This is a genomic window from Streptomyces sp. NPDC031379 (genome assembly GCF_055569615.1).
Genome location: NZ_JBVIIT010000015.1, coordinates 218,665 through 224,734, shown reverse-complemented (window position 1 = coordinate 224,734; position 6,070 = coordinate 218,665). Strand labels below are relative to the sequence as shown.

Genomic DNA, 6,070 nt, shown 5'->3' with positions numbered 1-6,070 from the left:
GGAGATCACCCAGAACGGCCTGGGCGGCGCCGACGTGCACGCCGAGACCTCCGGCGTCTGCCACTTCGCCTACGACGACGAGGAGACGTGCATCGCCGAGGTGCGCTACCTCCTGTCGCTGCTGCCGCAGAACAACCGCGAGAACCCGCCGCGGGCGGAGTCGACGGACCCGGTGGACCGCCGCTCCGACCTCCTGCTGGACCTGGTCCCGGCGGACGGCAACCGGCCCTACGACATGGCCAAGGTCATCGAGGAGATCGTCGACGACGGCGAGTACCTGGAGGTCCACGAGCGCTGGGCGCGCAACATCATCTGCGCCCTCGGCCGCCTCGACGGCCAGGTCGTGGGCATCGTCGCGAACCAGCCGCAGGTGCTGGCGGGCGTCCTGGACATCGAGGCGAGCGAAAAGGCTGCGCGCTTTGTCCAGATGTGTGACGCTTTCAATATCCCGATCATCACCTTCCTGGACGTCCCGGGGTTCCTCCCCGGAGTCGACCAGGAGCACGGCGGAATCATCCGGCACGGCGCGAAGCTGCTGTACGCCTACTGCAACGCGACCGTGCCGAGGATCTCGCTGATCCTGCGCAAGGCGTACGGAGGTGCCTACATCGTCATGGACTCCCAGTCGATCGGCGCCGACCTGACCTACGCCTGGCCGACGAACGAGATCGCCGTGATGGGCGCGGAAGGCGCCGCGAACGTCATCTTCCGTCGGCAGATCGCCGGCGCGGAGGACCCCGAGGCCATGCGTCAGAAGATGGTCAAGGAGTACAAGGCCGAGCTGATGCACCCCTACTACGCGGCCGAACGGGGCCTGGTCGACGACGTCATCGACCCGGCCGAGACGCGTGAGGTGCTCGCGAAGTCCCTGGCGATGCTGCAGACCAAGCACGCCGATCTGCCCTCCCGCAAGCACGGCAACCCCCCGCAGTAACCGAGCGGACCCGCCGCGGCAACCCCGCGGACCCCTCTCTCACGGAGACTGACACCCATGAGCACTCCTGACATCCGCGTCGAGAAGGGCCACGCCGAGCCCGAGGAGGTCGCCGCCATCACGGCCGTCCTCCTGGCCCGCGCGGCCGCCCAGCCGGCGCCCACGGGCCAGACCCACCGAGGCCGCGCGAAGGCCGGCTGGCGCCGCCTGGAGCGCGAGCCCGGCTTCCGGGCCCCGCACAGCTGGCACTGAGCCTTTTTACGCATGCCCCACGGCCCCGCCGCTCCTTCGGGAGGGCGGGGCCGTGGGGTGTTCAGTCGATGGTGACGGTGACGCCGGGAAGGTCCGGTCGGGTGACGGGACCCTCGGCGGTCTCACAGTCCTCCAGTTGCAGCCACCTCAGTCGGGGCAACGTGCTCAGACCGTCGAGTCCCTCGGACAGCAGACAGTCGCACAGGGTGAGATCGACGAGTTCGGCACAGCCCGATGCCGGCCAGCGGGCCGGGTCGGGGACGTGGAAGTTGTAGAGCGTCAGGCTGCTCAGGGAGGTCAGCGCGGACAGAGGTGCGAGTTCGGGCAGCGGACTGCCCGGAGCGCCGACGAGGTGCAGGTATTCGACACCCGTGTACGGCGCCAGGAAGCCCAGCCTCGTCTCGGCCGTGACGCCCGAGACACCGAGCAGGAGAAGCTCGGGCATGACCGGCAGACCCTCGATGCCGTCCGGACCCGTGAGCGGCAACTGCAGGAAGCGCAGTGCGGGCAGGTCCGCCAAAGCCTCCGGATGCCGGAGCGAGGCACCACCGAGCACCTGGAGGAACCAGAGCGCGGGATGGCCCTGCAGCACGGACAGGTCGGCCGTGCCCCGCACCTTGCAGGTCAGCTGCTGGAGCGAAGGAAGCGCGGTGAGGGCGGACATGTCCTCCAGCTCGAACGTGATCCTCAGCGTGGACAGCGACCTCAACCGCGCCGCCGCCCGCAACTGCCCCGAGTGGGTCAGGACCACCGAGTGCCGGTCCAGCGGAAGCCCGTCCATCACCCGTTCGGCGTAGGCGTCCGCGTCGAAATACGCCCAGGCGTCGACGAGCGCGGCGATCACGTCGCGCCGTCCGTCCGTCGCGTACCCCTCCAGCAGCCGCAGCGCCTCCTCCCCGCCGATCAGCGCCACGGTCCGCACGGTCTGCACCGCCGCCTTCGGCGTCATCTCGCCCAGGGAGCGGGGCAGTCTGCGCAGCAGACTCGGGCCGAGCGCGGCCAGCGCGGGCGGGTCCGTCCTGCGGCGGGGCGGCAGCAGCGCGGACACCGTCTCCTCCAGACGCCCGGCGAGCCCGTCGGAGACGGACGGGACCGTCTCCTGACAGGCCGCCGCGAGCAGCCGCAGGGTGCGGGCATGCCGGGGCTCGTCCCGTGCCCGGTCCAGGATGCCGTCCAGCAGTTCCTCCCGCTGGGGCGTGTTCGCGTGCCCGGCCGCCATGACGATCGTCTCCCGCCACAGGTCCAGATGCGCGCGCCCCACCAGATTGCCGACCCGGTCCTCCTGCGTGGCCTCCTCCGCCGCCAGGTACTCCTGGAAGGTCCGGTGGACGAAGTCCAGGCGGCCTTCGGCGGGGGAGCGGAGGATCCCCGAGCGGTCCCGGAGCTGCTCCAGGACCCCGGTGCCGTCCTGCTCCTCCAGGTGCCGCATCCCCGCGAGCTTCCTGCCGACGTGCACCGCCGCCTGCTCCAGCGCGATCTCGGTGCGGTTGTTGTCGGACAGCCGCCACGCCAGGTCCCGCAGCAGTATCAGCTTGTCGTTCAGGCTCAGCCGGCTGTCCACCGCGCTCGGCACGTTCCGGTCCGCGTCCCGTTCGTGCACCAGGGCGTGCAGAGCGTTGCGGTACAGCTCCATGCGGTCCCGGGGGAGCTGGCTGCCCCGGTTGAGGTGCATCGCGCAGAGCATCGCCGCCAGCAACGGCGTACCCGCCAGGGACTGCAGGTGCGGGCGGTCCTTCAGACTCGTCAGCAAGGACTGCTCGTAGCGCGGGAGTTCCTCCGGCCTGCAGGGAAGGTCGTCGCCCACCTCCCGTACCGCCCGGTGCCACTGCCGTACGAAGGCCGCGAGGTCGGGAGGGGTCATCCGGTCCAGGTGGAGCGCCGTGAACCCCTCGCGGCGCAGCCAGTCGGCACGTGCGGCAGCGGGGCGCGAGGTGACGACGACCCGCACCGCTGCGTACGCCGTCAACAGCCTGCGCAGCCACTCCCGAACGCCTCGCCGCTCGCCGTCCAGCAGCTCGTCCACGCCGTCGATCAGCAGCAGGGCGGTCCCGTCGGCGAGCTGGCGTTCCACCCATGCCTTCGGCATGACCCCGGTGATCTGCCCGGCCACCGAGTCCAGCATCGCCTCCGGCCTCGGCAGCTCCCGGCCGCTGTACTCCCGCAGTTTCACGAACACCGGTGTCAGGCCGTTCCAGCCGGCCAGATCGCCGGTGAAGGCCCCCCGCGCCGCCGTGATCGCCAGCCAGCGCAGCAGTGTCGTCTTGCCCGAGCCCGCCTCGCCCCGCAGCAGCACCCGGGTGGCTCCGCCCAGGGCCGCCTCCACCCGCATCCCGGCGCTCTCGCCGGGCTCCTCCCAGTCGCTCATGTCGGGGCGCGGCAAGGGCAGGGAGCGGGCCGGGCGACGCCGGCTCCCGTCGTCGCCCGTGGCGCGCAGGCTGACGTACGCCACCGAGAGCCGCACCTGCGCGCCCGCCCGGTCGGACGTGCGCCGGAACAGTTCCACCTCGTCCAGGCTCGTGCTGACGAGTTCCAGGTAGCGGCGCCGGAAGTCGCCGTCCCGGTCCGTCCCCTCCGGCGCGAACAGCGACCGGTCGGGCAGCCGTTCCAGCAGCCGGGCGATCTCCGCGCCCAGCGACGTCGTACGCGCCAGCAACTCGCTCAGCGCACGTTCCTCGAAGACCGGCAGGCCCTGCACGATCCGTACGTAGTACTCGACGCACTCCGCGAACAGCAGCTCGTACAGCCGGCTCTCCGCCTCACCGAGGCCCACCGGCGGACGTACCGACCCCGTCACCCGCCGCACGATCTGCGCCGGTTTCGCGTCCGCCGCCAGGATCGCCTCGTCCGACAGGTCGGCCGCCGCGAACGTGTCGCACACCCCGTCGACCACGGCCTGCCGGCTGCTCTCCTCCAGCCCGGGGAACTCCCTCTCCAGGAAGGGCGCCAGCCGGTCGTAGACAGCGTCCGCGATCTCCTCGAACTGCCGTTGCACGCCACGCTGGTAGCGGAGCCCCGATATCCGCAGCCGGACCAGCTCGCCCATGTCCATGCGGCGTTCCTGCTCCCGCCGCTTCCCACCGAGCCACATCTGGGCCGCGGCCTTCGCCACGGTCGTCCCCAGCCGTAACGCAGCCGCCTCAGCAACCATCGCCACCCCCTCCGGTGCGTCGACCAGTGTGGCAGGGGGGTACGACAAAGGGGCCCCTTCCGAAGGAAAGGGCCCCGAAGTCAGGGGACGACTAGCGAAGGCGTGCCATCAGGGCGTGCTCCACCAGTGTGATCAGCGCCGACTTGGCGTCCGCGCGGTGGCGGGCGTCGGTCGTGATGATCGGGGTGTCCGGGCCGATCTGCAGGGCCTCGCGGACCTCGTCGGGGTTGTACGGCTGGTTGCCGTCGAAGCCGTTGAGGGCGATGACGAACGGCAGACCGCTGTTCTCGAAGTAGTCGACCGCGGGGAAGCAGTCGGCGAGACGGCGGGTGTCGACCAGGACGATCGCGCCGATGGCACCGCGGACCAGGTCGTCCCACATGAACCAGAAGCGGTCCTGGCCCGGCGTACCGAACAGGTACAGGATCAGGTCCTGGTCGAGGGTGATACGGCCGAAGTCCATGGCCACCGTGGTGGTGGTCTTGTCTCCGGTGTGGGTGAGGTCGTCGATGCCGGCCGAAGCGGACGTCATGACGGCCTCTGTGCGCAGCGGGTTGATCTCCGAGACGGCGCCGACGAACGTGGTCTTGCCCACGCCGAAGCCGCCCGCCACCACGATCTTCGCGGAGGTGGTGGAGCGGGAAGGACCGCCGCTAGAGCTTGCGAAGTCCACTGAGCACCCTTTCGAGCAGTGTCACGTCTGGCTGGCCACCGGCGTTCTCGTCGCCGCCGGGCTGATGGATGGCGACCAGGCCCGCCTCCGCCAAGTCGGCGACGAGAATCCTGGCCACGCCGAGCGGGATCGTCAGCAGGGCCGAGACCTCGGCCACCGACTTGATCTCCCGGCACAGGTTGCAGATCCGCTGATGCTCGGGCAGCTGGCCCTGCATCTGGTGCGGAGCGGCGGTGGTGTGCACCAGTGCCTCGATGGCGAGCTGGTAGCGCGGGCGGGTCCGGCCGCCGGTCATGGCGTACGGACGCACCAAGGGGTTGTTCGACGCCGACGCCGGTGCCGGCTCGGGCCGGCGCTGCGGCTGGACCGGCTGGATCCGCGGGGCCGGGGGCTGGTCGTACGGCGACGGACCGGGGCCCTGCGGGGCGTACGGCTGCCGGTGGCTGGGGGCGGAGGGGAAGTTGTACCGGTTCGCCGAACCGTCGCCCTGGCCCTGGGCAGGGCCGTACGACCAGTTGCCCGAAGACGAACCGCCTGGGGGTGTTGCCACTTTCTCCTCCTCCGACTGCGCCGGGCACCCAAACCTGTGGCGCCGCGTCCCGAAACCTTACGGCCCCGGGACACAAATACGCACCGTCCGATTACTAGTTGAGAAGGCTTCCCTGAAGCTCCGCGCGGAGATCCGGGGTGAGAACCGTGCCCGCGCGGTCCACCAGAAGGGCCATCTCGTACCCGATGAGGCCGATGTCCGCCTCCGGGTGGGCCAGAACCGCGAGCGAGGAACCGTCGGAGATGGACATGAGGAAGAGGAATCCCCTCTCCATCTCCACAACCGTCTGGTTCACGCTGCCGCCCTCGAAGATGCGCGAGGCACCGGCGGTCAGCGAGGTCAGACCGGAGGCGACGGCCGCGAGCTGGTCGGCGCGGTCGCGGGGAAAGCCTTCGGACATCGCCAGAAGGAGTCCGTCGGCGGAGACCACCACCGTGTGGGACACCCCCGGGGTGTTGTCCACGAAGTTGGTGATCAACCAGTTCAGGTTCTGTGCCGCCTGGCTCATCGGGC

General features: G+C 70.5%; 6 protein-coding genes. 2 read left to right on the top strand and 4 right to left on the bottom strand.

Features of this window, described 5'->3' with window-relative positions:
- Both ACZ5CW_RS22860 and ACZ5CW_RS22855 read left to right on the top strand, forming a co-directional pair.
- Positions 1 to 934, top strand: a 934-nt coding sequence (locus tag ACZ5CW_RS22860) for an acyl-CoA carboxylase subunit beta (protein WP_468604131.1), incomplete at its 5' end; no start/stop codon positions are given.
- Positions 935 to 991: 57 nt separating this feature from the next.
- A complete protein-coding gene (locus ACZ5CW_RS22855) occupies positions 992 to 1,186 on the top strand; it encodes an acyl-CoA carboxylase subunit epsilon (protein ID WP_468604129.1) in 195 nt (64 codons plus the stop codon).
- 61 nt (positions 1,187 to 1,247) lie between these two features.
- Here the strand turns inward: ACZ5CW_RS22855 and ACZ5CW_RS22850 are convergent, their stop codons facing one another.
- The 4 genes from ACZ5CW_RS22850 to ACZ5CW_RS22835 all read right to left on the bottom strand — a co-directional run bounded on the left by ACZ5CW_RS22850 (position 1,248) and on the right by ACZ5CW_RS22835 (position 6,065).
- Positions 1,248 to 4,334 carry an NACHT domain-containing protein gene (locus tag ACZ5CW_RS22850; protein ID WP_468604127.1) on the bottom strand — a complete coding sequence of 1,029 codons (3,087 nt, stop codon included), beginning with the start codon at positions 4,332 to 4,334 and terminating at the stop codon, positions 1,248 to 1,250.
- A 91-nt stretch (positions 4,335 to 4,425) separates the two neighbouring features.
- Positions 4,426 to 5,007, bottom strand: coding sequence for a GTP-binding protein (locus tag ACZ5CW_RS22845; protein ID WP_026248371.1), 582 nt, complete (start codon positions 5,005 to 5,007; stop codon positions 4,426 to 4,428).
- A complete protein-coding gene (locus ACZ5CW_RS22840; protein WP_073889862.1) occupies positions 4,988 to 5,557 on the bottom strand; it encodes a DUF742 domain-containing protein in 570 nt (189 codons plus the stop codon). Before ACZ5CW_RS22840 ends, ACZ5CW_RS22845 begins: the two co-directional genes overlap by 20 nt.
- 94 nt (positions 5,558 to 5,651) lie before the next feature.
- Complete coding sequence (locus tag ACZ5CW_RS22835; protein ID WP_030948713.1) at positions 5,652 to 6,065, bottom strand: roadblock/LC7 domain-containing protein; 414 nt, start codon at positions 6,063 to 6,065, stop codon at positions 5,652 to 5,654.
- Positions 6,066 to 6,070: the final 5 nt, after the last annotated feature.

What these genes read in the sequence shown, in the direction of transcription:
- ACZ5CW_RS22855 (WP_468604129.1), top strand. Translation starts at nt 992, where the DNA reads ATGAGCACTCCTGACATCCGCGTCGAGAAGGGCCACGCCGAGCCCGAG.
- ACZ5CW_RS22850 (WP_468604127.1), bottom strand. Translation starts at nt 4,334, where the DNA reads ATGGTTGCTGAGGCGGCTGCGTTACGGCTGGGGACGACCGTGGCGAAG.
- ACZ5CW_RS22835 (WP_030948713.1), bottom strand. Translation starts at nt 6,065, where the DNA reads ATGAGCCAGGCGGCACAGAACCTGAACTGGTTGATCACCAACTTCGTG.